23 protein-coding genes and 1 pseudogene are annotated in these 24,385 nt (G+C 60.0%); 3 read left to right on the top strand and 21 right to left on the bottom strand.

Going from position 1 to position 24,385, the window contains the following annotated elements; genetic code table 11:
- Positions 1–340 precede the first annotated feature (340 nt).
- Positions 341–1,003: pseudogene (locus tag HX899_RS31440) on the top strand (DNA polymerase thumb domain-containing protein); the annotation flags it as partial.
- Between the two features lie 200 nt (positions 1,004–1,203).
- Here the strand turns inward: HX899_RS31440 and HX899_RS31435 are convergent.
- From HX899_RS31435 to HX899_RS31360, 16 genes are all read right to left on the bottom strand, one after another.
- Entirely contained in the window at positions 1,204–1,596 is a 393-nt protein-coding gene (locus HX899_RS31435) for an SMI1/KNR4 family protein (protein WP_181294231.1), read from the bottom strand.
- Positions 1,596–1,964, bottom strand: a complete 369-nt coding sequence (locus tag HX899_RS31430; protein WP_246697215.1) for a hypothetical protein — start codon at positions 1,962–1,964, stop codon at positions 1,596–1,598. Before HX899_RS31430 ends, HX899_RS31435 begins: the two co-directional genes overlap by 1 nt.
- Positions 1,965–2,049: 85 nt before the next feature.
- Positions 2,050–3,114, bottom strand: coding sequence for a maleylacetate reductase (locus HX899_RS31425; protein WP_180196047.1), 1,065 nt, complete (start codon positions 3,112–3,114; stop codon positions 2,050–2,052).
- 9 nt (positions 3,115–3,123) lie between these two features.
- Positions 3,124–4,005, bottom strand: a complete 882-nt coding sequence (locus tag HX899_RS31420; protein ID WP_246697214.1) for a dioxygenase — start codon at positions 4,003–4,005, stop codon at positions 3,124–3,126.
- A 17-nt stretch (positions 4,006–4,022) separates the two neighbouring features.
- Positions 4,023–5,081, bottom strand: a complete 1,059-nt coding sequence (locus tag HX899_RS31415; RefSeq protein WP_180196048.1) for an SDR family oxidoreductase — start codon at positions 5,079–5,081, stop codon at positions 4,023–4,025.
- A 4-nt stretch (positions 5,082–5,085) separates the two neighbouring features.
- Entirely contained in the window at positions 5,086–6,069 is a 984-nt protein-coding gene (locus HX899_RS31410) for a zinc-binding dehydrogenase (protein ID WP_181294229.1), read from the bottom strand.
- Between the two features lie 10 nt (positions 6,070–6,079).
- The gene (locus HX899_RS31405) at positions 6,080–7,093 is read right to left on the bottom strand and encodes a Gfo/Idh/MocA family protein (protein WP_181294227.1); all 1,014 of its coding nucleotides are present in this window, start codon (positions 7,091–7,093) and stop codon (positions 6,080–6,082) included.
- On the bottom strand, positions 7,090–7,374 hold the full coding sequence (locus HX899_RS31400; protein ID WP_138331064.1) for a YciI family protein: 285 nt from the start codon (positions 7,372–7,374) through the stop codon (positions 7,090–7,092). The genes HX899_RS31405 and HX899_RS31400 overlap by 4 nt, the downstream gene beginning before the upstream one ends.
- A 20-nt stretch (positions 7,375–7,394) precedes the next feature.
- Positions 7,395–8,162, bottom strand: coding sequence for an SDR family NAD(P)-dependent oxidoreductase (locus tag HX899_RS31395; RefSeq protein WP_181294225.1), 768 nt, complete (start codon positions 8,160–8,162; stop codon positions 7,395–7,397).
- A gap of 3 nt (positions 8,163–8,165) precedes the next feature.
- Positions 8,166–9,239, bottom strand: coding sequence for a 2,3-butanediol dehydrogenase (locus HX899_RS31390; protein WP_181294224.1), 1,074 nt, complete (start codon positions 9,237–9,239; stop codon positions 8,166–8,168).
- Between the two features lie 16 nt (positions 9,240–9,255).
- Entirely contained in the window at positions 9,256–10,023 is a 768-nt protein-coding gene (locus HX899_RS31385) for an SDR family NAD(P)-dependent oxidoreductase (protein WP_181294222.1), read from the bottom strand.
- Positions 10,024–10,037: 14 nt separating this feature from the next.
- On the bottom strand, positions 10,038–10,826 hold the full coding sequence (locus HX899_RS31380; protein ID WP_181294220.1) for a glucose 1-dehydrogenase: 789 nt from the start codon (positions 10,824–10,826) through the stop codon (positions 10,038–10,040).
- Between the two features lie 18 nt (positions 10,827–10,844).
- Positions 10,845–11,792, bottom strand: coding sequence for an ABC transporter permease (locus HX899_RS31375; RefSeq protein ID WP_181294219.1), 948 nt, complete (start codon positions 11,790–11,792; stop codon positions 10,845–10,847).
- Positions 11,793–11,824: 32 nt separating this feature from the next.
- Positions 11,825–12,790 (bottom strand): ABC transporter permease, encoded by a 966-nt coding sequence (locus tag HX899_RS31370; RefSeq protein WP_181294218.1) that lies wholly within the window; start codon positions 12,788–12,790, stop codon positions 11,825–11,827.
- Between the two features lie 10 nt (positions 12,791–12,800).
- The gene (locus HX899_RS31365; protein WP_181294216.1) at positions 12,801–14,288 is read right to left on the bottom strand and encodes a sugar ABC transporter ATP-binding protein; all 1,488 of its coding nucleotides are present in this window, start codon (positions 14,286–14,288) and stop codon (positions 12,801–12,803) included.
- A gap of 66 nt (positions 14,289–14,354) precedes the next feature.
- On the bottom strand, positions 14,355–15,488 hold the full coding sequence (locus tag HX899_RS31360) for an ABC transporter substrate-binding protein (protein ID WP_181294215.1): 1,134 nt from the start codon (positions 15,486–15,488) through the stop codon (positions 14,355–14,357).
- A 358-nt stretch (positions 15,489–15,846) separates the two neighbouring features.
- On the opposite strand from HX899_RS31360, the gene HX899_RS31355 reads away from it, so the two are divergent.
- Together HX899_RS31355 and HX899_RS35340 are read left to right on the top strand one after the other, a co-directional pair.
- Complete coding sequence (locus HX899_RS31355) at positions 15,847–16,770, top strand: NAD(P)-dependent oxidoreductase (protein WP_181294213.1); 924 nt, start codon at positions 15,847–15,849, stop codon at positions 16,768–16,770.
- A gap of 72 nt (positions 16,771–16,842) precedes the next feature.
- Positions 16,843–18,564: an extracellular solute-binding protein gene (locus tag HX899_RS35340; RefSeq protein ID WP_173863041.1), complete on the top strand. Its 1,722-nt coding sequence runs from the start codon at positions 16,843–16,845 to the stop codon at positions 18,562–18,564.
- A 193-nt stretch (positions 18,565–18,757) separates the two neighbouring features.
- Here the strand turns inward: HX899_RS35340 and HX899_RS31345 are convergent, their stop codons facing one another.
- The 5 genes from HX899_RS31345 to HX899_RS31325 all read right to left on the bottom strand — a co-directional run bounded on the left by HX899_RS31345 (position 18,758) and on the right by HX899_RS31325 (position 24,339).
- Complete coding sequence (locus tag HX899_RS31345; protein WP_181294211.1) at positions 18,758–19,531, bottom strand: SDR family NAD(P)-dependent oxidoreductase; 774 nt, start codon at positions 19,529–19,531, stop codon at positions 18,758–18,760.
- Positions 19,532–19,640: 109 nt separating this feature from the next.
- Positions 19,641–20,537: an ABC transporter permease gene (locus HX899_RS31340; protein WP_348647959.1), complete on the bottom strand. Its 897-nt coding sequence runs from the start codon at positions 20,535–20,537 to the stop codon at positions 19,641–19,643.
- A gap of 146 nt (positions 20,538–20,683) precedes the next feature.
- Positions 20,684–22,195 carry a sugar ABC transporter ATP-binding protein gene (locus HX899_RS31335; protein WP_181294208.1) on the bottom strand — a complete coding sequence of 504 codons (1,512 nt, stop codon included), beginning with the start codon at positions 22,193–22,195 and terminating at the stop codon, positions 20,684–20,686.
- Positions 22,192–23,172, bottom strand: a complete 981-nt coding sequence (locus HX899_RS31330) for an ABC transporter permease (protein ID WP_210273869.1) — start codon at positions 23,170–23,172, stop codon at positions 22,192–22,194. The genes HX899_RS31335 and HX899_RS31330 overlap by 4 nt, the downstream gene beginning before the upstream one ends.
- A gap of 60 nt (positions 23,173–23,232) precedes the next feature.
- Positions 23,233–24,339: a sugar ABC transporter substrate-binding protein gene (locus HX899_RS31325; RefSeq protein ID WP_246697213.1), complete on the bottom strand. Its 1,107-nt coding sequence runs from the start codon at positions 24,337–24,339 to the stop codon at positions 23,233–23,235.
- Between the last annotated feature and the right edge of the window lie 46 nt (positions 24,340–24,385).

Below are 24,385 nucleotides of genomic sequence, written 5' to 3'. Positions count from 1 at the left end.
CCTGTCTACGAAGAGTCCGGCAGCCCCTACCCTCGAAGCGCGGCAAGGGTGTCCCGAATAGATGAGGATCAGGCGCTCGACATGAAAATTTCGGTGCGTTCTCCATCGACGAAAGCTATCACGATGGGTTCCTTAGTGAAAATTCCTGGCCTTCACCTTCAGCGTATCGATGTGTAGGTCCGGAACTTATCCTGAGCCCGATACCATGCCGAGCCCATTCCCTAAAGCCCGAGATTTCCGATATTCCAGGATCGAAGACTCGGCATAATTTGAACGCGTTGGAAGACCGGGTTCGGCTCGAAGCGGACCTTCCCGAAGAGTTAAAGCCCTGAACGCCTAGGCCGGGATTTCCTACAACAAGTTCCTGGCCAAGATGGCAAGCGACTTGAACAAGCCCAATGGCCAGGCCGTCATCACACCAAAGAACGGACCAGGCTTTGTCGAAGCCTTGCCCGTCAAGAAATTCCATGGCGTCGGGCCGGCGACCGCCGAGCGCATGCGCAAACTTGGGATCGAGACCGGTCTCGATCTGAAAGCGAAGTCGCTCGCCTTGCTCCAGGAGCATTTCGGGAAGTCCGGTCCTTATTTCTATGGCATTGCCCGTGGCATTGACGAGCGCCAAGTCAGACCCGACCGAATCCTCAAATCGGTGGGCGCCGAATGCACATTTGCCGAGGATATCGATGATCTCGAACGCGCGACGGCAGAGCTGAAACCGCTTGCCGAGAAGGTCTGGCGCTTTTGCGAGGCACAGGGTATCGGCGGCAAGACGGTGACCGTGAAAATCAAATACTCGGACTTCACCCAGGCGACACGTAGTCGGACAGGCACAATGCCATTCGCAAACATGGCTGATGTGTTCGACGCGGCATCCGGACTTCTGACAACCGTCTATCCCCTTAAACGGTCCGTGCGCTTGTTGGGCGTGACACTATCGTCGCTGACCAACGATCAGCCTACAGACGCGCCCGAGGGGCCGCCGCAACTCGACCTCAACCTGTAGCAGAGACAAGGTCCCTGAACGACGCTAGCTCGCGACTGGCGAGATGTGCAGCGGCCTACCAAATTCTCCTGGCTTGGAGACTCGCCTCAGAGCGGACAGTTATGGGGCGTCGGCGCCTCATACCAGAAGGTGACGCCTCGGATGCTCTTTTGCGACATGAGTCAATATTAGCCGCAAGCCGGACCGCCAGGCACATGGCCTTACCAGCCTTCGCCGCGCTCAATTGCCTCGATGAACTCCTCGAAAGAGCGGCCGAGAATACGCACTTCATTCAGCCAGTTTCCGGCAAAGACGAAGGGGATGGAAATATAGTCGCCCTTGACGAAGCCATATGCGGTCGGGCCGCCATTCGAACCGAGCAGCAGCTGGTCGTCGCGGAATTCGAAGATCTCGTTGCCGTCGGCCCCGGATAGTTCCGCCGCACTCCACAGGATCAGATAACCTTGGCCGACCTCTCCGTTGAAGCCGTTGGAGGCGGCAAGGAAGGCCTTGATCTCCGCCGGCAGGATAATCTTCAGTTTCGCCTCGCAGGCCGCGATTTCAGCCGGGCTTGCGCCCGGCAACTGGCAGCCACCTTCAAATTTCTCCAGCATCAGCAGGCCCGTTCGAGCTTCATCTCCTTGAGGTCGATCTGGGCGACACCGTCGCCGAAATTGAAGCCGCCGAAGATCTCCGAGATCTCGATATAGAAGGGCGAGGAATCGGGATAACCCTGCATGGGAAACATCGTGCCGCCGAGATGGGCGTGCCAGTCTTGAAAGCGCTCCAGCCCCAATGCCTGGCCTTCTTCCGAATAGGCGGCGATATAGCCGCTGAACTCGTTTTCGTGCCTGAATTCGCGCGCTGGCTTTCCGACATTCGGGTCGTCCTCGCGCAAGGTGATCTCGATCGGCCAACCGTAGTCGAGCGCTTCTGTTCCCGGCAGGTTCTTCCAGCCCGTCGCAGGCCGCGCGGCCTGCAACCCCGATGCCGAGCGGAGTAGCTTCGGCTATCGTCGCATTCGTAACTCGGTCTCGGAGCCCAGGAGTATAAGATTCCATCGACGATCACTGGAATGCTGGCGCCTCGCCACGATAGGCGCGGGCAAGCAGGCTGGTGAGGGCATCCTTTTCCAGCGCCCGCGGGTTCCAGTAAGGGTTTGCCATTGCTTGTTCGACGGCTGCTTCGACACCGTCCTTGGGCATGCCGAGGGATTGCAGCGACATGGTCGCACCGAGCCCGGATGCGAGATCGTAGAGGCCGGCAGCGGCATCTTCGGAGCCGAGCGCCCTGCTTATCCGTTTCATCGTGTCAGGTGTTGCTGTACTGTTATAAGCGACCGCGTGCGGCAGCACGGCGGTATGCATCGGCGCGTGCGGCAGGTTGAACATGCCGCCCAACGTGTGACAAAGCTTATGATGCAGCGCCATGCCGACGGAACCGAGGCAGACACCACACAACCACGCGCCGTACAGAGCATCGGCGCGGGCACTTTTGTCCTGGGGATCGTTTCGAACGAGCGGCAGAGCACGCGCAAGGGCGGCGATGCCCGCTTCCGCCATCATCGAGATGATCGGGTTGGCCTCCCGAGCATAAAGCGCTTCCACGGCATGGGCGACGGCATTGATGCCGCTCGTCACCGACAGCGAGACCGGCAGCGTCAGAGTCAGGTCGACGTCGTAGATGATCACTTCGGGAAGAATGCGGGGATCCGATTTCGTGACCTTGCGACCGTTCTCGGTCTCACCAAGGATCGGCGTCGCCTCCGATCCGGCATAGGTCGTGGGAACCACGATCTGCGGCAGATCGGTGCGGAAGGCTATCGCCTTGCCGAGGCCGGTCGTCGACCCGCCGCCAATCGAAACCACGGCGTCGGCTTGCAGCTTTTCGACGACCTGCATTGCCTCGGCGGTGACTTCAATGGGCGTATGCATCGTCGCCTTCGGATAAAGTCCGGCAACGCGAGAGCCCAGATGCCGCGCAATATCGTCGGCCTGCGCGGCTTGTTCCGGCGTAGAGAGAACCAATGTGCGACGAACGCCCAGCCTTTCGGCCTCTTCTGCAAGCCGAGAAATCGTTCCATTGCCGAAGATGACGCGACCGGGATTTGCGTTGTAGACGAAATTCTCCAATTCGCCCTCCTATCGTGTCTGCGCTGACGGCACGAGCACGAAATCGAAATCCGAACGCCAGAGCGTGTTCCCATGCTCGACGCGCTCGAACGGTGCCACAAGCGTCTTTTTGACCCCGAAGACGGTGTCTGATTCAAGGTAGGGGTCGCCGCCGACGAAAGTGTGTGTCACGAGCTTTTGAAAGCCATCGGCGCGGACCATGTAATGCATGTGCGCCGGCCGGAACGGATGTCGCCCAAGGGCCGCGAGCATCTTGCCGACCGGCCCATCATCGGGGATCGGGTACGAGACCGGCTTGATGCCGACGAAGTTGTAGGCTCCGTCCGGGCCGGTGAGGAATACGCCGCGGTTGTTCCATTTTGGTTGGAGATCGGGCTGCTGAACGTCGTAATAGCCTTGGGCGTTGTCGGACCAGACATCAATGCGCGCTCCCTCGACGGGATTGCCATCGAGATCGAGGACGCGCCCGATGAAGAGACAGCTTTCGCCCTTGCGATCTAGGCAGATCTGGTCGCCCATCTGGCGTACCGGGGCGCCCTCCACATGGAAGGGTCCGAACACCGTGTTTTCGGTCGCCCCTTCTGGCCGTCTGTTGTTGACGGCATCAACCAGCATCGAAAGGCCGAGCGTATCAGAAAGGAGGATGAATTCCTGACGCTCCTGCCTACAGATCTGGCCAGTACGGGTCAGAAAATCGACACCGAATTCCCACTCCTCCTGGGTGAGTTCGATCTCACGCGCAAAATTATGGAGATGCTTGACGAGACAGGCCATCACTGCGGCAAGGCGCGGGTTGATATCCTTTCCCATTCTGGCGTTGACGGTCTCGATCGAGTTTTCTTCCGTGAAATAGTCAGTCGATGATATCGTTTTGCGCATGGTCTCAGTCATCAATTCCTCCTTCAACTTCACGGGATGATCCGATCCGCCCGCAGGCGGTCGAAGGCATCGGTGAAGGATTGGGTCGTGTCCTGGTAATCCATGAAGCCGAGTTTCCGGCTCCGGCCCATGTCGTTGAAAGTCTCGACCTGCCGTCCGAGGTCGGCGTCCGAATGCCAGAACGACGCGACGCGCGACAGCGCGTTGGGCTGAAGGCGGTATTTCCTGACCATCTCGTCCCAGATCGCCTCCGCATCCGCCATCTGGCTTTCGAGTGGATTGGGCACACCGGGATAGGCCGCTGCCTCGATATCGAAATAGGCGGCAATTCGCGGCCAGAGCCACTTCCAGCGAAAGACCTCGCCATTGACGACGTTGAAGGCCAGATTGGCGGCCGCTTTTGTCGTTGCGGCCCATTGCAGGTGTCTCGCAAGCAGGCGTGCATCGGTGACATCGGTCGCGGCCTGCCATTGTTGTGGCGAGCCGGGGAAAATGAAAGGCCTGCCGGTCTCCCTGCAGATCGATGCATAGACGGCGAGTGTCGCGGCCATGTTCATCGCATTGCCGACAGCATAGCCGATCAGCGTATGCGGCCGATGGATGGACCAGGTGAAGCCGTCGCGCGCCGCAGCGGCGAAAACCTCGTCTTCCTGTACATAATAGAAATTCTCGCCGGGCAGACGTTCCTGCTCCTCGCGGAACGGCGTTTCCGGCTGCGTCTTCGCATAGGATTCGAACGGCCCGAGATAGTGCTTGGTGCCGGTGGTCAGGACGACATGCTCGACGCTGCCGCCTTGCAAACCGTCAAGCACGTTGCGGACGATCGCACCGTTCACTCTGCAGTTTTCGACCTCCGTTTCCTGGCGTGCCCATGCGGTGATGAAGACGTGGCTCGGTCTTGTCCCGACCAGCGCACCGCGGACCGAGTCCGCATCGACCAGATCGCATTGCAAGGTTTCGACGCCGGCGATCGGGCTGACGGACCGCGACAGGCCGGAAACGCTCCAGCCGCCTTCCGCCAGCAGATACTGCGCAAGATTACTTCCGGTGATGCCGGTCGCCCCGACAATCAGTGCATGCTTACTCATTGGCTCAACCATTCAACAGGGTGATCTTGATGCTCTTCGTCGGATCCTGTCCGAATGCAAACGCCTGAACGGCGTCCGTGAGGGCAAAGTCGTGGGTCTGGATCGGCGACACGTCGAGACCGGTCTTTTCGAGAAAGCGAATTGCTGCGGGCCAAACGCCGGGCGATCCGATGCATCCGCGCACCGTCAGGTTCTTCATCTGGATCTGGCCGATGACGACAGGAACCTTGCGACCGATATTGATGCCCACCATCGACATTCGTCCGTCTTCCCGGGCGTAGTCGAAAGCGGCGGCGAGAGACGCGTCATGGCCGGAAGCCTCGATGACGAGATCCGCGCCTGCGCCGCCGGTCAATTCCCGGATTTTGTCGGCTGCTCCGCCGTCGGACGGATCGATGGCGAACGCGGCGCCGAGCCGGATAGCAACATCCCGCCGCGACGCGAGCGGATCGACAACGATGACGCGTGCGCCCATGCCGATGGCAGCAGCCGCCGAGACCAGTCCGATCGTTCCTCCGCCCGAGACGACGACGGTTTCGCTGGCATTCGTACCGCCCGAGCGGAGCACGGCGTAGAAGCCGCAGGTGAATGGTTCGATCAGCGCCGCCTTCTTGTCATCGACAGCATCGGGAAGCTTGTGCAGCCATTCCGGATTTACCGCGAAATACTCACGATCGGCACCGCTCATCGAGAAGCCGAAATGGTGCAGCCGTTCAGGCGTCCGCACGACGCATTCGCCGACGACGCGATCTCCCTTTCTGAAGCCCGTGACGTTGCGTCCGACCTCGACGATTTCACCGCTCCATTCGTGACCGGGGGTCACGGGGTACGAGATCGGGATGATGTAGCGGCCAGCAAGCAACTCGTAATCGGAATGGCAGATGCCGACAGCCCGTGTCTGGACCAGCACCTCATTCGGCGAGATTTCAGGCACGGCCGCATTGACGATGACCGGCTTTTCCGGGGCCTCGAAAACAAGAGCCTTCATCATGTCCTCCTCAGACTGTTTCGACGGCACCCGTCCCGGCAGAGCGGACGATTGCCTCGAGCAAAGCGATGTTGTTGATCATGTCTTCGCCGGTGATCGGATAATCCGCCTTGCCGCGGACGGCGCGCGCGAAGGCGCGAAGATTGTCGCGCACAGGCTCGGCCGGAGGAACCTCGCGCACCGTGATCGGCTTATCCTTCCAGCCTTCTGTGACGATCCAGCCATCGGGGGCCTCGACATGCGCCTTGTCGCGCACCTCGATCCAGCCGAGGGTACCGTAGATGGCGAAACGGGAGACGAAGGGCGTCGCCAGCGTTGCCGATACATAGGCAGATCCGCCATTCACGAAGCCGATATGGGCGCTCATCGTATCGCCCTGCGGGATTTTGGAAGCCAGATTCTCGCAGATCACCCGGACGTCCCTTGCCAGGCCCATCAGCTTGACGGACAGATCCGTCAGATGGATGCCGGTCGCCGTCATCCCGCCTGCCGGCGCCTGATCGGCCTTGAGCCGCCAGTTCGACGGATCGAGGCCGAGGAATTTGTCGTGGCTGAAATTGGCTTCGATCTGCAGCAGCCTGCCGAGCTTCCCCTCAGCAGCGAACTGAAGGATCTCCGCGATCGGCGGCTCGAAGCGGCGTTCGTGACCCATGCCGAGAACCAGGCCGGCGTTCCGGCACAGGCCGACCGACTTTTCAGCACCTTGGCGGGTCAAGGCGAGTGGCTTTTCGCAGAAGACATGCTTGCCTGCGGCCACGACCTGCTCGATCTGCTCCTGGTGCAGTGCGTGCGGCGTCGCAAGAACGACGGCTTCGATCGTGTCGTCGGCCAGCGTTTCTGCGAGATCATGCGAAAACTGCAGCCCGAGTTCGGCCGCAAAGGCTTTGGCCTCCGGGCTTGGATCGACCGCGCGGACGAAATGCATTTCGGCGCCGCCGGCATTGACGAGGCTCGCCATCTTCTTGCCCCACCAGCCGAGGCCGACGATCGCGGCAATGACCGGCTTTTCTTCGACCACGGTCATCGATTGTCCACCCGCTTGCTGAAGGGATGGATATTAACGGTCTTCCAGACGCCCGCCTTGGTGAAGGGGTCTGCGCTGTTGAAGGCGACAACCTCTTCCTTGCTGTCGGCTTCGAACAGGAATAGCGAGCCGATCATCGTTTCGTTGTCATCTGCAAGCAACGGACCTGATATGACCGTTTTCGTCTTTGCACTCGACAGATAGGCTTTGTGCGCGTCGTAGTTCGCAAGGCGCTTGTCGACCGCGCCCTCGTGGTCGAGGCAATGAACGATGTAATGCATTGTCGTGTCCTTTCAGAAAATCAGGCGATCGAGTAGCCGCCGTCGACCATCAGCACATGGCCGGTTATGCCGCTGGCGGCGTCGGAGAGGAGGAAGGCGACGGCGGAGGCAATTTCCTCCGGCTTGATGAGCCGACCCACAGGCGTGTCGTCCAGCCATTGCTTCATTACGGCCGGCTGGGTGCGCCCGACCTCCGCCAGCATCACGGTGTCGGTATAGCCGGGGCCAACGGCATTGACGCGAACGCCCGAGCGCGCCCATTCCGCCGCAAGAACCTTGCACATGTGGGCGACACCGGCTTTCGATACGTCATAGCCGACATGCAGTTCGGGACGAACGGCCTTCATGCCGGCAATCGAGGCCGTCATCACCACGGCCCCCTGCCCGCTGGCAATCATGGCGCGTCCAAAGGCCTGGACCGTCCAGAAAGCGCCGTCGAGATTGACGGACATGACCGTCCGCCAGTCGGCCTCGCTGTGCTCCAGCGCCGGGCGTTCGTAGGACATGCCCGCATTGGCGAAGATCCCGTCGAGCTTGCCGAATTTATCGGCGACGGTTGCAGCCGCCGCCTCTACGGAATTCTTGTCGGCGACGTTGAAGGTGATGCATTCGGCCTTGCCGCCTGCCGCGCGAACCGCATCGCGGATCTTCTCGACCGAAGCGTCGCGATCGGCGGCAATGACCGTCGCGCCGAGCGATGCGAGGTAGAGGCATGTGGCGCTGCCTATTCCGCCTGCGGCCCCGGTGACCAGGATATTGCGGCCGCTGATGTCCATGGGGTTTTTCATGGGTCAGGCCTTCATGTTGACGAGAATTTTCATATGCGAAGCCGCCGGATCGAGAAGTGCCTCGAAACCCTTCTCGACGACGTCTTCGGGGCGGATCTGTGCGGTGACGATCTTCTCGACCGGGAAAATCCCGGAGCCTATCATTGCCGCAATTCGCGGCCAGATCTGCACCGGATAGCACCAGGTTGCCTCGACGGTGATGTCCTTGAGGGCCCAGAGCATAGCGTCGATCGCCGCCGGCTTGACGTGCAAGCCCACCTGAACGACCGTTCCCTGCCGACGCACGGCCTTTGCGCAAAGGTTGAGCGAGGCCTCCGCTCCGACGCATTCGAGCGCCACGTCGACGCCGACGCCTTCGTCGGTGTGTTCACGGAAGAGCTTCTCGGTGTCTGTTTCGCGCGGATCAAAAACGATCGCCTCGGGGGCCAGCTGCTTGGCGAGAGCTCGGCGGTTCGGATTGAGTTCCGAGACGAAAATGGTGGTGGCGCCTGCCGCCTTGGTAGCGAGCAGGACGAGCGCACCGATCGGTCCGACGCCGGAGACGAGGACCGTGCTTCCGGCTTCCACGCCGCCACGGTCGACGCCGTAGAGCGCGACGGCGGCAGGCTCGATCATCGCAGCCTGAACATCGGAAACGCTGTCGGGAACTGGGAACACGTTATACCCGTTGACGACGGCGCGTTCGCCCATGCCGCCCCAATCCCAGGAGAGGCCGACGCAGGCCATCTTTTCGCTGAGATGAAAGAGACCGCGGCGACCATAGTAATCGTCACGCGGGGAGATCAGCGGCTGGATCGAGACACGTGAACCGGGCTGTACATGCGTGACGTTCTTGCCGACCTCGATGACGCGTGCGGAAAACTCGTGCCCGAGGATCTGCGGCAGCGTCGCGCCGGAATAGACATGCGGCGTCGCCGGGGTAACGATCGGGCCGGCGATATACTCGTGCAGATCCGTGCCGCAAATGCCGCAGACCAGCGGCTCGATGAGGACCATGTCGTCCCCCAGCGGCCCGCTCGGCGCCGGAACGTCCTCGACGCGAATGTCCTTCTTTGTGTAGTAGCGTACGGCCTTCATGGGTATGTCCTTCTGATTATTGCGCAGTGTAACCGCCGTCGCAGACAAGGCTGCTGCCGGTTACGAAACGGGCTTCGTCTGATGCTAGGAAAAGTACGCAGTTGGCGACGTCGACGGGCTCGCCAAGCGTGAGAGGATGTTTCGATTTCATCATATCGAGATAGTGCTCGAGACCGCCCGGATAGGTCTCACCCGCCTTCATGAACAATGGCGTCTTGGTGGAACCGGGATGAACGGCATTGATGCGGATGCCGAAGGGCGCGTAGCAGATGGCATCCGTCTTGGTCATTGCCAGCACCGCACCCTTCGTGGCGTGATAGGGCGGCAGGTCGTCGTTTCCGATCAGTCCGTAGATCGACGAGAAATTCACGATGGAACCCCCCTTTGCCGCCATCATTGGCTTGACCGCATGCTTGGTGCAGAGAAAGACGCCGCGCACATTGATCGCGAAAATCCGGTCCCATTCATCGACGGTCACGTCATGCGCGAGTTTGTTGACACCGGTCACGGCGGCGTTGTTGACCAGAATGTCAAGCTTGCCCCAGGCTTTGACGACCTGCTCGATTGCCGGCTCCACCTCATCCTCATTCGAGACGTCGACCCTGTAGAAGGCAGCATCTCCGCCTGCTTCCCGGATAGACTCCGCGACGCGTTTTCCCTGCTCCGCAACGACGTCGAAGATGGCGACCTTGGCGCCTTCCTCGGCGAACCGGTGGCAGGTTGCCTCGCCGATGCCGGTGCTTCCGCCGGTGACAATAGCGATCTTATTCCTCAAGCGTGACATCGGCTATCCTACCCTCAGATCAGAACCATACCGCCATCGACCATGACGGTCTGGCCGGTAATGTAGTCGGAGGCCTCGGACGCCAGGAACGTCGTAACGCCGGTGATATCCTTCGGCACGGAAACACGGCCGAGCAGGATCGACTGCGAGAACTCGTTGATCGCCTGCTCCGGCTTGGACGTCAGACCATGCTCCATGAACTCCCGGTCAAGCTGCTCCCAGAGCTCGGTCGCGACCACGCCCGGGCCGAAGCAGTTGACGGTGATCCGGTGCTCGGCAAGTGCACGCGCTGCCGCCTGCGTAATGGCGACGACGGCGAATTTCGATGCGCAATAATGCGCAAAGAGCGGGTAGCCCTGCTTGCCGGCGATCGACGCCGTGTTGATGATCTTGCCGCCTCCGCCCTGTGCAATCATCTGCCTTGCAGCCTCCTGCGTGCAGATCAGAACGCCAAGGCCGTTGATTTTCATGATCCGGTTGAAGTCATCTTCCGTGACATCCAGGAACGGGCAGGTCTGGCTGATGCCGGCATTGTTGAACATGACGTCTAGCCGCCCATAGTGGCGAACCGTTTCCGCAATCAGTGCCTTCACGCTCGCACGCTCGGAGACATCGACGCTGCTGGCGAACGCCTCGCCACCGGCGTCCTTGATCCTGGCGGCAACGGCAACGGCAGCATCCTTGTTGATATCCGCGATCACGACGCTTGCGCCCTTTGCCGCCAGGTCCGCAGCAATGCCGGCGCCGATTCCACGGCCGGAGCCGGTGACGATCACAACCTTCTTTACTTCCGACTGGCTCACGAAATTCTCCCTTTTGTTTCAGCGAACGGTGCGAACGTAGAGGCTCGCGGCGACGATGATCACGACGCCCTTGACGATGATCTGCAATTGAACCGGCATGCCGACCATCACGACGGCGTTCGACAGCACCACGAGGATCGCGGCCCCGGCGAGTGCGCCCAGAACCGAACCCCGTCCACCGGAGAGCGCAACGCCGCCCATCACAGCAGCAACGATAGAGTCCAGTTCGAACCCCTTGCCGACGAAATTATCGACGACGCCGACGAAGCCCGAAAGCGCGAGCCCGGCGACGGCCGCCAAGACGCCGCAGATGATGTAGCAGAGGATGATGATGCGATCGGCGGAGATGCCGACGAGACGTGCGGCGATCGGATTGCCGCCGGTGATATAGACGCGCCTGCCGAAGGCGGCGCGGTGCAGAAGGACTGCGAAGACCGCGGCAACCACCAGCATGACGATCAGATTGTACGGGATGCCCCAGACGGTACCCGCGCCTAGTGCCCGGAAGACGGGCGGCACGTTGCCGGATGGGGCGCCCTGCGTCCAGGCAAAGCGCAATCCCTGCAGGACGATCATGGTTGCGAGCGTAGCCAGAAAGGGCGACACATTGCGCTTCGTCACCAGGAGGCCATTGGCCAATCCCGTTGCGGCTCCCATAAGCACGCAGGCCGCGACGATCATCGGCGCGTCGCCGTTCTGCCCGTTGAAACTCGTTGCAATGACCGCGGCCGTTGCCATCACCGAGGCGACGGACAGGTCGAGGCCGCGCACCAGGATAACGAAGGCCTGGCCGATAACCACGATCCCGAGTGGAGCAAGCTGCATCAGCATGTTGGAAACGTTGGCGCCGCTGATGAAAGCGGGGCTTGCGATCGTCGCTGCAGCTATCGCAAGAACGAGGAAAATGAAGATGCCGTACGACTTCGCTGCGGCAAGAATGGTGAAGCTTGGAGCAGAACGCGTCATAGCAACACCCCTGTTGGCATTGGCGACATTCATCACGCGACCCTCCGTTTTTCAACGTAGACCGATACCGCCGCGATAATCACCAGGCCCTGGGCGACCAGCTGGTAGTGCGTGGAGACATCGAGGAAATTGAGTAGATTGTTGAGCAGCGAGACCAGATAGACGCCCAGAAGCGTGCCCATCACGCCCCCTCGACCACCCGCCAGCATGGTGCCGCCGACCACCACGGGCGTAATCGATGCAAGCGTGTAGTTTGCACCTGTATAGGGCTGCCCCACCCCGAAGCGGCTCACGAGATAGACGGCGGTCAAGGCGGCAAACAGGCCGGACAGCGTGTAGACGCCGATAATCACGCCCGTCTTCGGCAGGCCCATGAGGACCGACGCGTGGGGATCGTCGCCGACAGCATAGACGTAGCGCCCGCTTCTGGTGTTGCGCAGCAGAAGTGCCGTGACGACAAACAGAAAGAGGACGAACGTGGCTCCAACCGACAGGCCGCCCGCAAGCCGCCCATAGGCAAAATAATCGAAATTCAAAGGCACCTTCCCGATCGGACCAAGGCCGTAGAGAAGCGCGATCCCCTGAAGCACCGCGCCGGTCCCGAGAGTGACTATCAGCGGGTGCACCCCAGTCAGGACGATGACGCCACCGTTCACTGCGCCGATGACCGCTCCGAGCACGAGGACGCCAGCGACGACAGGAATGACCATGTTCGGGTCACCGTTGATCAGGCCCGAGGTCAGCATCGATGCCAGGCTGATGATCGAGCCGACGGAAAGATCGATGCCACCGGTCAGCACCGTCAGAGTCTGGCCGAGGCTCACCAAGGCGAGTCCGGTCGATTGTTCGTAGACGTTGAGAATGTTGTTCGAGGTCGCAAAGCGATCGGAAACCGCGAGGCCGATCAGGAACAGCAGGACAAGCAGGCCGACGACGACGGCGAGGCCGGCGCGCGAACCGCTGAAAAATCGGGATGTGGTGGAAGCGATGGCGCTCATGACAATATCCTCAAGCCGCCGCGTGATGGGTCGCGAGGCCGATGACGGCTTCTTCGTTGATCTCGTGGGCGAGAAGCTCGCCGGTGATTGTGCCTTCGCGCATGACGATGACGCGATCAGACATGCCGACGATCTCGGGAAGTTCCGAGGAGATCATCAGGATCGCTATCCCGCGATTGGCGACATCGTGCATGATCCGGTAGATTTCGGCCTTTGCGCCGACATCGACGCCACGGGTCGGTTCGTCGAGGATCAGCACTTTCGTGCTGGTCCGGGCCCAGCGGGCGACGATGACCTTCTGCTGATTGCCGCCGGACATCAGAGACACGGCCGTCGAGGGACCGCGACAGGCAATCTTGTAGTTCTCGATTTCCGCGCGGGCGATATCGTTCTCGAGCTTGCTATCGATCAGGCCCAAGCGCGTCACGCTCGGCAATGTCGAGGCGGTGACGTTCGCCGCGATGTCGAGAAGCATCGCCAGCCCCTGTCCCTTCCGGTCCTCGGTCACCAGGCCGATGCCTGCACCGATCGCCCGTGCCGGCGTCATGGAAGCGATCTCCCGACCCTCGATGAGAATCCGGCCCTCCGATTTCTGCAAGGCGCCAAATATCCCGAAGGCGAGTTCGGACCGTCCCGAACCGACCATGCCGGCAAGCCCGGTGATCTCTCCGGCCCTGAGCGCGATCGATGCGGTCCTGACGCGGCCGGGAATGCTAAGGTCCTGGGTTTCCAGCACCACCGGGCGTTCGGCAGCCGGTCGGCGCGACGGAAAGAGTTCGGAAAGGGACCGTCCAACCATGAGAGCAATCAGTTGGTCGCGATTGACCGCCGCGATATCGCGTGTTCCTACATATTTGCCGTCCTTGAGAACCGTCACCCGGTCACAAAGCGCGAAGATTTCCTCGAGGCGATGGGAGATGTAGATGATGGCAACGCCGGCATCGCGAAGTCCTCGAAGACGCCCGAACAAGACCTCGACCTCATGTCCGGATATGACTGCAGTCGGCTCGTCCAGAATGAGCAGCTTGACGTCATGGACGAGCGCCTTGGCAATCTCGACCATCTGCTGGTCGGCCACCGAAAGGTCCTTGACCAGGGCCTTCGGGTCGATTTGAAGCCCGAACCTCGCAAGGAGCTCCAATGCGTCATTGGCCGTCCTGCGGTGGTCGATCAGACCGAACCGGTTTCTGCGCTCGTGGCCGATAAAAATGTTCTCGGCGACCGTCAGATGCGGGAAGAGCACGAATTCCTGGTAGATGACGTGAATGCCGCGTTCTTTCGCGTCACGCGGCTTTGCCCAGCGCACATCATTTCCGTCAAACCGGATCACCCCGCTGTCGGGCTGGTGAACGCCGGCGATGATACGGGTGAGCGTCGATTTTCCCGCACCATTCTCGCCGACAAGCGCATGGATCTCTCCTGCACGAACGTCGAGCCGCATATCCGTCAGCGCATGAACGCCTGGGAACGATTTGGATATTCCGTCGAGTGACAACATCGCCTGATCCTCGCGAGTCTTTGAAAAAACGGTGGGGCATTCACGCCCCGCCGAGTTCCTGGGAGGTTATTGCGGGTAGTCGATCTTGAATGTCGTCGGGTTGTAGTCGGGACCCATTCCGCCGGTGACCAGCATGTCGGACGGCGAGTTCGGAAGCACCATGTCCTTGATGTGAAGATCGGGACGGATCGAGGGGGTCTCATCGCCATCGGTCGTGGCGATCTGTGCGTTGATCTCGTAGGTGCAGGGAACCTGAGCGCCGGCAAGCACCTTGAGCGCAACATCGATCGCGGTGCCGCCCATGGCCGGGGGATAGCCCACTTCGAGCATCGGAACCTTGTATTTCAAAGCCATCTGCAGCGGTCCGTTGACATCAGATGTGGTGTGCGGCGGGATTTCGCCCGGCTTGAAGCCTGCCTCGAGGAAGGCCTCGATGGAGCCTGGCGTCTGCAGGCCATGGGTCGAAAGCACGGCGTTGATGTCCTTGCCGTATTTCGAGATGACGGCCTGCATGACCTGCTTACCCTTCACGGGGCTCCAATCGGAGTAAACAGTGTCAAGAATCTTGATGTCCGGATACTGGTTCAGAACCTGCATGGCCGCCTTGACGCGCAGTTCGTTCGGGCTCGATCCCGCCTGACCGCCAAGGATGACGATGTTACCCTTGCCATGAAGCTTTTCGACGATCCATTGCGCGAAGAGACGGCCCATCATCGCATCCGATGCGGTGACAAAGGTGACGAAGTTGTCGGATGACACCCGCCGGTCGACCATCACGACGGGAATGCCGCGCTCCATGGCGCGGGACACGGCCGGATCGACCGCCTGTTCTGTATTGGCGCTGACGACAAGGAGATCGACGCCGCGCGAAATGAGGTCCTGGATATCGGAAACCTGTTTTGCGTCGTCATGACCCGCGTCGGTGATCAGCAGCTGCTTGATCTGGTCCTTGTGCTCGAAAGCGGCCTTTTCCATGGAATGCAGCATGACAACGCGCCAGCTGTCGCCAAGCCCGGCATTCGAAAACCCGATCACATAGGGACCGTCCTTCTTGTATTGCGATGTATCCTTGAAGCAGACATCAAGCGACGGGTTGAAAAGGAAGGTTCGCGGAACCCCGGCATAGGTGTCTGCGAGTGTCGGGGCCGTGCTCGACAGCAAAGCCAGTGAAGTAAATATACCGATAACTTTGGTTTTCATGGTCGATCCTCCTCGTGTAACTTGGTCAAACCGCATGACAACAAAGTATCGTTCCCGGAACGGCCAGCGCCTCGGGGTATGTCTCTCTGTTGACGGCCTATATTCCTCCCATAGGAACCGCCGTGCGATCCGATGTGAAAGCTAAGGGATGAACCGCATCTTTCACAAACCTTTAATTATCCGAAATGGATATTTTAAGTCGCGCATTCTATTTCTGCCTCGCCATACTAAACCTGTGGGAGGAGTGACGCGCGTTCTGCATCTGCGGAAAACGGCGTGTTCGCACGCACCTCCTCGACAACAGCAGCATTGGTGACTTCACGCCGGGGCAATTTCCGGCAAGGAAGGGAGATTTAAGATGGGTGAAACATTAAGGGTTGGATGGGCAGGCATCGGCAAGATGGGGGCCCCCATGAGCCGACGCGTGCTGGAAGCCGGCTACGCGCTATCGGTATTCGAACCATTACCGGAAAATCGCGCAACGATCGTCGCGGAAGGCGCCAATGTCGCCCATTCGCTGGAAGATTTGGCAGCCGCATCGGATATCGTGGTGCTGACAATTCCGAACGACGCCATTCTTCGCGATCTGGTTCTGTCGAAGGGAGCTCTGGCGGATGTTATGAAGCCCGGTCAGATCCTGATGGAAATGAGCACCGTCTCTCCCGAGATTTCCGCCGAGGTGAGCGCAGCACTCCGCGCCCGCGGTATCGCCTATCTTCGCGCGCCGGTATCCGGTAGCACGATGACAGCCTCGTCGGGGAATCTCTCGGTGATGGTTTCGGGACCGGACGGCGCCTATCGCAAGGTCGAACCGGTGCTGGCGTGTTTTTCCTCGAAGCAATTTTATCTCGGCGACGGAGAAGAGGCCCGTTATTTGAAGCTCGTTCTCAATGCGTTGGTCGGCGCAACCGCCGCCCTGCTGGGCGAAGCGTTGACTCTCGGCCTGAAAGGCAACCTTTCCGTCGAGACGATGCTGAGCGTCATTTGCGAAAGTGCCGTAGCGTCGCCGCTGATAGCTTACAAGCGCGACCTGTTGGTCAGCCGCAACTTCGATCCGGCCTTCTCGGTCTCGCAAATGATGAAGGATTTCGACCTCATCCTCGGTGCGGCGAAGTCGGACCATGTTCCGATGTACCTGGCGTCCATGATCCGGCAGCAGTACGAAGCCGCTTATGCGGACGGGCTCTCTGAAAAGGACTTCTTCGTGTTGTTCGAACAGTCCGAGAGGCTGGCTGGTCTTTCGCCACGCGAAGACAAGCCGCAAAACCTCACAGCAATCTGAGTGCACTCGTCAATCTTGCGTTTTCCTGTTTAAACTCTTTCTGAATGGATGCGCGACGGTGGGGAGGCCGACGTGAACGAATACGAGATGCTGCGCGTGATCGACTTTCTCGAAAAAACGCGACGTCCCTTCAGAGAGGTGGTGGAGATCTCCGACGACGATGCGGTGTGGAGAATCGTCACCTATCTCATCAAGTCGCATATCCTCAGTCAAACCGTTTCCATCTCGACGCTCGGCCAGGAATCGGGCCTGCCCTATGCTACGTCAATGCGGCTGATAAACCGGATGATCGAGGCGGGTTACATCCAACGCATCGCCAAGGGATCGACGGGCAAGAGCTTCGCGCTGCAGCCGAGCGACGGTCTACTGCGCTCCTTCCAGACCTATGCGCGCAAGACGAAGTCGCTGCTTGCTCAAACGCTTGGCCTGCGCGTGGGAGAAGAGGAAGATGAGTATTATTTCGGGGGAACGCCGCTCGGATCCCAGATCATTCCCCCGATGCGCCTGGTCCAGAAGAGGGCGGAGTCGCAGATCGAATTGCGGTTTCTGCTGAACGACGACAACTACTTCTCAGCGATGCGCAACATGTGGGCGGATTTCCGCAACAACCTAGCATCCCGCAAGAACTTCGATCTCCTCCCCCTGCCGGAACTGTACCGGCGTGCCCGCGAGAATGGTAGCAAGCCGGTCTCCGACTACGATGTTATCGCCCTCAACATGCCATGGCTCGGCGAATTCGCAGAGAGCGGCATCGTCCGCCCCATCGATACTTACATTCAAAAGACGGGCATCAATCCCCTCGACTTTCACCCGTCGATCTGGTCCACCGCTACCTGGGAAGGAAAGGACTACGGTGTGCCGGGCTACTGTACCATCGAAATCCTGGCAGCCCGCAGGGATCTCTTCAGCGATGCCGACCTGCCATTTCCAAAGACGTTCGACGAGGTGATTGCCGCCGGTCGGCGGTTTCACGCACCTGAGAATGGAATGTTCGGGGCCGTCTGGGACGGTGCGCGGGGCATGCCGATCGCGTCGAGCTTTCTCTTCTTCCTGGGGGCATGCGGTCAACCGGCAATCTCGCTAAGGAAGACCAGGTCGGGCTTCACGTTGGATGGCGTCGATCCGGACGAACTGAGCTGTACGATCGTATCGGACGCAGGTTTTGCCGCTCTGGACTTCATGCGGCGGCTGCTGGAGATATCGCCGCCCAACATACTCGAAATGGCCTGGGACCAAACGCTCGAGATATTCTTCAAAGGGCGCGCCAGCCTCGGCTATTTCTGGACGATGCGCACTGCCCGCTTCGAATATGACGTTCAATCTGTCGTAAAGCGCCGCGTCGAGTACCTGCCCCAGCCGTCGGGGCCTGGCGGCACAAGGGTTTCGCCAATAGGCGGCTTTCTCTTCTGTATTCCGACAAACCTCCCCGAAGAACGCGTTGAGCTTGCCGCCGACGCCATCGCCTGGATGGCCTCGCGCGAGGCGATGAAGGCGCATGTGAAGAACGGATTCCCGGTGGCGCCACGCTTTTCGGTCAGCGCCGATCCGGAAGCGGCGGCAAGCTCGCCGATTGTGCGGTTTGTCGACCAACTGGCCAAGAAGAACCTGCTGCATACCTGGCAGCGTCCCAATATCCCCCAATACACCACAATCGAGAAGGTTCTTGGTACGGAGATCCATGACGCTCTGCTTGGAAAAAAATCCCCACGAGCCGCTCTCGAGAGTGCGGCCGCGCTGGTGGAGTCCAGCTTGAAATCCAGGCACAAAAAGTGGGCCAGGCACCAGGTGCTTTAGACAAAACCTGGCTTCCTGATTTCACACCTGTAGCAAGGCGGATGGAATCAGGTACACCTCGCTGCCGCCCACCCATAGCAGCATGATTGCCATTGAAGGATGATCGGAGCCTGAGCAAACGCGCCACCGCGGCTGCGCACTTTTGGCATGGCCCTCGGTGGGGTTTATGCCGTCAAGCCAAGCTGCCGTGTGGTTACGTCAACCGGCACCCGCCGTTGACGTCGAGAGTTGCGCCGATGAAGTAGCTTGAATCGTCTGTTGATAGGAAATGGATGGCAGCCGCTATTTCGGCGGTTTCGGCCGGCCGACCCATGGGGATCTTGCTCCACTCTATCGCGCGCATCTCGTCTGTTGAAATACCTCTCTTCTCGGCTTCAACGGCAAGCGCATTGAAGTGCATCGACGTGTTGATATTGCCCGGTGCGACACAATTGACCCTGATATCAGGCGCGAGTTCCGCCGCCACACTCTGCGTCAGTGAAATCAATGCTGCCTTTGACGCGCAGTAAGGGCTGAAATACGCATGCCCCTCCCTCCCCCAGAAACTCGAGACGGTGGCAATGGATGCGTTGCCTGATTTGCGTAACAAAGGCACGCAGACGCTGATGAACTTCACGTTTGCCCGCAGATTCACATTATGGACTTTGTCCCAAACCGACATGTCCATGTGTTCGATGCTGACGGCATCGTGGTTGATTGCGGCGATGAGCCCGAGGAAACGCAAGGGGATCCCGGTTTGGGCTGCCAGTTTGGCGACGGAATCGATTTCTTCATCGTTTGTGAGGTCCATCTGGACGCCAAAATATTCGCCTATGAACTCTCTCGACAATGTATCGGCCAGAGCCTTTACGTCGTCGGTCCGATCGCAGAGCACGATCGACCAGCCGGATTCGGCAAATCGTCGAGCCGTGGCGCGGCCGACTTCCCCTGCTGCGCCCGTTAGAATGCAAAGTTTTCCGTCCTTCATGATGCTCTCCCTTGAATTTGCGGCCGCCCATCCTGGCGGTCCCGCCGAACCCGGCTATGAGCTCAACTGCTAGCAACGTTGAACGGCTGCATTGCCTGTCGCCCGATCGCTACTTGATGATCCCGAGTTTGCTGCGATCAGTCGTCAGTGCGACGGCAAACAGAGCCGTCAGACCGAAGACGATGTTTTGCGCGGTCGGCGCCACGCCGACGATGACGGTCAGGATGCGCAGCCAGGATGTGATCAGGCCGCCCACGACAGCCGGCATCAGGCCGCCCACGCCGCCCGATATGGCGGTGCCCCCAAGCACGACGCCGACGATCGATAGCAGCAGCAGATTGCCCGCCAGCGTCGGTGAACTGAACGTTGTAATCGAGACCAGGGACAGACCGGCAATCGCAGCGCATCCAGCAGATATGGCAAAGATGATCGTTCGCACCGCAACTGCATTGACGGCCGACATCATCGCCGTCTTTTCACCGGTGCCCAGCGCATAGATATCACGCCCCAGGCGGAGGTAACGCAGCATGAGCCCTAACACCACGACGATGAGGATCAGCGCAATGACGCTATTCGGGATGCCGCCGGTGTTGTCTGCAAGATAGGTCACAAGGATGTCGCTGTCCGGCACCGGCTCGGCGGTTGCGTTCGACAGCAGAAGCGACAGGCCGGAGAGCATGCTGAGCGTGCCGAGCGTGACGATGAATGACGGTAGTTGCAACCAGGCATGGATAAAGCCCTGTATGGCGCCGAACACCATCGCAATGACAACGACGACAACGGATGTCCACGGACCCAGGATCGGATTGAGCGCGACGACCAGAACGCCGGTCAGCGAGGCTACGCCGGCAACGGAAAGATCAATACTCCCGGCCAATATCGGCAAAGTGCCGCCGATGACGAGGGCGACGATCGGAGCTGCATCCGAAAGGAATCCGATCAGGGAATCCGGTTCCAGGACGCCGGGCGCTATGATGGCACTATTAGCCACCAGTGCGATCAGCACGCCCAATGGTCCGAAAGTTCTCCAGACCGTCGATCGATCGGCACCCAGGGTGCGGATAATGGAATTGTCTAGCGCTGTTCCCATGTTCCTGCCGTCCGTATAGCTATTGTTCGAGTTGCTCGGGTGATCGCCATCCAAAAAGGCGGTCAGACCATGGCTGCGACGATTTCCTCTTCCCTCGGCATCTCTTCAGCGGCCAGATCGAAGCGGGCCGTGATTTCGCCATCGCGCATGACGACGACGCGATCGGAGAGTTCCAGAAGCTCGGAGATCGTGTCTCCGACAAAGATGATCGCAAGGCCCTTACGCGCCTGCTCACGGATCACGTCAAACAGGTCGTCTCTCGCGCCGGGATCGAGCCCTCTGCTCGGATGATCAAGGAGCAAGACCTTCAGCTCCTTGGCCATCAACCATTTTGCCAACACGGTCTTTTGCTGATTGCCGCCGCTCAGGCTGGAGATCGGCGCGAAGGGTGTGTCCATCTTGACCTTCAGGCGCTGCATCCAGTGGAGTGCAGCCGGCCGCTCCTTGGAGCGACGCAGTACGAGGGAACGCAGACCATATTCAAGACCGAAGGTCAGGACAGCATTTTCCATGATCGACCGGCTGGGCAACATGCCCTCGCTTCGCCGATCCGCTGGGAGATATCCGATGCCGGAGCGGACGGCTGCCCGCGGCGACGTGGGCGTCAGTGCCTTGCCACCGAGCTCGATCTCACCGGTCTCGATGCTCTCTGCGCCGAACAGGGCTCGGCAAACCTCCTCGGCGCCGGATCCGAGAACGCCGGCAATGCCGAGGATCTCACCGGGGCGAAGGTCGAAACTGACATTACGGAAGTGTGACCCACAACCGAGACGGTCGATCTTCAGGACCGGCGGGGCATCGATCGGCTTGCGATCGGTTCTGACGTCGACGACGCGCCGCCGGCCGATCATCAATTCATAGAGTTCGCTACGGTCAACGGCGTCGCTCTTGCGTTCCGCAACCTTGCGGCCGTCGGTCATGACGATGATGCGGTCGCTGATTTCCAGCACCTCCTCAAGACGGTGCGAGACGAAAACGATCGTCGCATTGCCTCGGAGACGGTTTATCTGCTTGAAAAGCAGCTTGATTTCATCGGGCGTCAGCACCGATGTCGGCTCGTCGAACAGGATGATCGGCGGCCGATCGATCAATTCCTCGATGGCCAGCACCTTGGCAAACTCGACCTGCTGCCGTTCGGCAAAGCGCAGGTCCTCGACCAGAGCCTGCGTGGGCAGGTCGACCGAAATCTTGTGAAGCTGCGCGCGAGCCGCCTTGTTCAGGGCCGACCAACGATAGAGGCCGTTTCGCTTGGCCGGGTGCGGCTTGTCGAGGAAAATGTTTTCCGCGACGGTCAGGTTGGGGATCAGCGACTGTTCCTGATGCACCATCCCGATGCCGTAGCTGCCGGCTCTCTGGGCTGAATCCAGCACGATCGGTCTGCCATCGAGGATCAGCTGTCCCTGATCGGGCATGGTCAGGCCCGCCAGAATCTTCAGGAGGGTCGACTTTCCAGAGCCGTTCTGGCCGATTAGGCCGAGAACCTGCCCATTGGGGATTTCCAGATCCAGGCCCTCGAGCGCCACGACATTGCCGTAGGTCTTGCGAATGCCTTTGAGAACGAGCGAGCCGGTCATTTCACCACCCTCATTTTCCGGCGGCGATGCCAGCCGCCTGCGGCAACCGCGACGACGATGACGGCGCCGCTGATGATGTTGCGCGTGTATGGACCTGCCCCGATCTGGATGAGGCCATTGTTAAGTACTTCGAGGATCAGGGCTCCAAGCGCCGACTGCACGGCGCCGCCGCGCCCGCCCGTCAACACGGTTCCACCCAGAACCGCCGCGCTGATGGCGGGAAACAACAGGCCGCTGCCGATGTTGGCATTGCCTGTGCTGAGCTGCGCCGAGAGCAGTACGCCACACATGCCGGCCAGCAGGCCGCAAATGGCAAAAGCAATGACCTTGAAGCGCCGGACGCGCAGGCCGGAGGCCAGAAGCAATCCTTCATCGCCGCCGATCGCATAGATCATGCGGCCGAAGGTCGTGAAATTCAGGATGAGTTCGCTGACCGCGATGACCGCCAGGGCGATATAGACCACCAGGCTGATATCGAAGATCCGGAACCTGGCCAGATCGAGAATGAACGGATCGTTGATCTGCGGCACGCGGGCGGGGAAAAGCAAAGCTGCAATGCCCAAGCCGATAAACCAGGTGCCCAACGTCACGATCAACGACGGCATCTTCAGGACTGCATTCAGCACGGCATTGAAGAGCCCGAATCCCAGGCCGGCCGCAAGCGCGATGAGCAATCCCATGACGCCGTAATCATTGCCGTTGACGCCGTTTGCGACGAGCAGGGCAACGATCATACTGGTCGCCGCCATGATCCCTTCCAATGAAAGATCGATGGAGCCCATAATGACGACGAAGCTGATGGCAACGGCGAGTATTGCGGGTACCGCCGCTGCCTCCACAACAGATTTGAGGTTGTCGATGGTGAAGAAGCTACCGCTGATCAGCTGAAAGCCCACGGACAGCACGATGAGCGCTGCGATCGGTGCAGCGATCTGGGCCAGTGGCAACTTGGTTTTAAGTTCGCCAAGAAGCGTCAACGACTGGCTGCCCGTTCTGGAGCTCATTCTGGTAGCGGCCTCCATCGACCTATCCTCCAATTACTTGTTGTCGTTTGCGCCTTCTGGAATCTGACCTGCCGAGTCCTTCCAGAAGTCCTTCTTGATGTCGGCGTAAGTGTATTTCGGCGCGTTCTTCTTCATCTCCAGGTACTTGTCGACGTTGTCCTTGGTGACAACATCCTGCTTGATGTAGAAGTCGCGCTGGGCATGGGTGAGCTTTTCCGGATCGATGTCACCGATGGCGGCGGCATAGGCGAGCGACATGGAAACGGCGCCCTGCAGAACCGGATCGTTCCAGACGGTGGCAAGCATGTCACCGCTCTTGACCATTTCCAGGCCGATATTCGAACCGTCGGAACCGGTCACCAGAACCTTGCCGTTCAGTCCCTTTTCCTTGAGCGCAGCGACGGCGCCGCGGCCCATCGCGTCGTTGGAGGCGAAGATGCCCTGCAACTGGTCACCATAGCGCGCCATCCAGGTACGGGTGATGTTCTGCGCCTTGGTCTCCTGCCACTCACCCACTTGCGTGTCGACGAGCTCGAGCCCCGGGCATTCCTTGAGGGCCTTCTTTAATCCGGCGATGCGCTGAAACGCCGGCGGCGTCGACGGGACGCCCTGGATGGCGGCGATCTTTCCCTTGCCGTTCAACGCCTTGCAGAGCGCCATGCCCTGATAGTAACCCGACATGACACCGTCGAAGGATGTGTGTGCGACCCAGTACTTCGGATCGGTATCCCAGGGGTGGATGTTTTCTGGCCGGTTCCAGATCGTGACGACATGGACCTTTGCCTTGGCGTAGCGGTTGACGACCGCCTTGACGAAGGCGTTTGAAGAAGGGTCGGTCGCGAGTGCGCACTGGTTGCAGCCTGTAGCGTAGGTAGCACCGAGCTGGGCGAGCAGCTGGTCCCCCTGGTAGTTGCTGGTCAGAACGACCGGCTCCTTGCCGAGGGAGTCACCGATATCCTTCACGCCCTGCATGTATTCGGACCAGTATTCGGAAGCGGTCTCGTCGATGCCGATGATAAGCTTGCCGCCCTTGGCCTCTTCGGCGCCGGCGTGGCCGAGCGAAAGTGCCACCATTGCCCAGGCGCCGACTGTCGTCAGAAGCCAGCGCGCGGATATGCGAGCTTTTTGATGCGGTCTCATGTCATTCTCCTCCTCTTGTTAAACTCTGTCCAGCCGACCGGCGGCT

Origin of the sequence: Rhizobium sp. WYCCWR 11146 (assembly GCF_013591995.1) — a bacterium.
GTDB classification, from domain to species: domain Bacteria; phylum Pseudomonadota; class Alphaproteobacteria; order Rhizobiales; family Rhizobiaceae; genus Rhizobium; species Rhizobium indicum.
Note: the sequence above shows the minus strand (reverse complement) of the source record. Positions and strands in the feature narration are given on the sequence as shown.